Origin of the sequence: Pseudoalteromonas sp. OANN1, assembly GCF_024124685.1 — a bacterium.
GTDB classification, from domain to species: Bacteria; Pseudomonadota; Gammaproteobacteria; order Enterobacterales; family Alteromonadaceae; genus Pseudoalteromonas; species Pseudoalteromonas piscicida.
In genome coordinates this window covers 1-1,731 of the sequence record NZ_JAMXSE010000048.1, presented here as the reverse complement: position 1 = coordinate 1,731, position 1,731 = coordinate 1, and the positions used below count along the sequence as shown (strand labels likewise).

The 1,731-nt window shown below is 40.6% G+C and carries 2 protein-coding genes and 1 pseudogene; all 3 read left to right on the top strand.

The annotated features are described in order from the left end of the window. The first annotated feature begins 2 nt into the window (after nucleotides 1–2). A complete protein-coding gene (locus tag NH462_RS22805; protein ID WP_253107824.1) occupies nucleotides 3–698 on the top strand; it encodes a hypothetical protein in 696 nt (231 codons plus the stop codon). Between the two features lie 11 nt (nucleotides 699–709). Continuing rightward, nucleotides 710–1,456: a PoNe immunity protein domain-containing protein gene (locus NH462_RS22800; protein ID WP_010379486.1), complete on the top strand. Its 747-nt coding sequence runs from the start codon at nucleotides 710–712 to the stop codon at nucleotides 1,454–1,456. Nucleotides 1,457–1,468: 12 nt separating this feature from the next. Further along, nucleotides 1,469–1,731: pseudogene (locus tag NH462_RS22795) on the top strand (hypothetical protein); the annotation flags it as partial.

Sequence of the window (1,731 nt, the reverse complement as noted above, 5' to 3'; positions counted from 1 at the left end):
CCATTGAAGGCATGCAAGCCACGGTAAAACGCTTAGACGACGTCACCCCCAAAATCGACCAGCATATGCAACAAGCCGCCCAAGAAATCGGACAGCGAGTTAATAAAGCACTGGATGAGTATCAAGGGGAGTTACCACAGGTTGGCGTTACCAATGTGCCGAAGAAATCTAAAGCACCGGAGCTTGCAGCTCCAGAAGGAAACGATCTCAAAGGTGCCCCAGTTAACAAAGTTAATCCGCCATCACGTAAGACGCCTAGTGACTTTACGCAGCATAAATCACTAAATCATAGAAAAGGTGCTACTGGTGAGTACAATGCACACCAATTAATGCTGGAAAATGGTTTTACACCGCTAGGTAAAACCGACGGTAATTATAAACCAGGACAATCCGGTATTGACGGAATATATCTGCACCCAAATCCACCACCGGACTATGTGATTACAGAAGCCAAATATAACACCTCTCCATTAGGTATGACTAAAGATGGTAGACAAATGGGTGATGACTGGATCACAGCCGAACGGCTAGAAAAAGCAGGTATAAGTAGAAGAGATAGAAAAAAAATACTTGATGCTTTAGCTGATGATGATGGCTCGGTACTAAAGCTATTAATTAGAAATGAAATAGATGGAAACTTAGCTGTTGAAGTACTTGGTAAAGATGCTAAAACGATTGATAATCAATTTAAATTTTAAGAGATATTAAGATGTTAAGAGATACTTTAAGAGATAAAGCTTACTTTGACGAAGCAGTTGAGTTTTATAGCGATGCAATAACTGAAGATGTTGAGAAAATCACTTCTAGTAATCGTCCTAATTTGGTGAGGATGAAACGCACCTTTAACTTAATAAACGAAGTTTTAAGTTACCTCCAAGTAAAATACTCTCGAGGGGATGACCTTATTGAGTTTAGAGCTTTTATTCAGGACCTGCTTACTTATCGCAAATGGCAAAAGGACTTTGCAGATGCTCTATCAGACGTAGAACAAGTTGAGCGTATTCCTATAGAAGAGTTGCACCAAAGCGATTTACGGAACTATTTAAAGTTATTTAGCTTCGCCTACTGCTTAAACATGGGAAAAGATTACTACTTACAATTATTAGAGCTTATTGGAAATCAAGGACAAGATGCACTATTTGATAAAATTGCGATTGCGCTAGGTGACACTGATCGTGAAATAGCAGCGGATACTCTGTTCAAAAAACGTTTCGATAAGCTTTACAAAGTAGTTGAAGGAAGTCCAGAGCAACGTCCAGCACTTGCGAAATCTTATATGGAGGCTTGGTACGTTTTGGAGGAAAGTCCTGATATTCATTTACTGGACAATGATGCTTACGATGGCTATTGGTGCTGGGAAATTGCGCTCGTTGTTAAATTATTCAATATTGATGATAGCAGCTTTATTGACCACCCATACTACCCCAAAGACCTCGTACATTGGCAAGAGAATTAGTAGGAGATAAAGGTGCGCGATACACGGAGAAGTAACGATTATTTCGAAGAGTTCTTAGTCGACATTGAAGTTGGCATTAAAGAAACACAGGAAGCCCTCGACGCAGGTAATTTTACCACACCTAGCGAGCGAGTTAATGTTGCCCAGTGTATATATCAGCTCGCTATTATGCGAGCGGTAGCGCACTACTCATACGGTGCTCACCTTGGGGATATTAAGCGCTATACCGAAGCGATTTTGCCGTATCGCAAACAACTGACACACTACTGTGATAA

What these genes read in the sequence shown, in the direction of transcription:
- NH462_RS22800 (WP_010379486.1), top strand. Translation starts at nt 710, where the DNA reads ATGTTAAGAGATACTTTAAGAGATAAAGCTTACTTTGACGAAGCAGTT.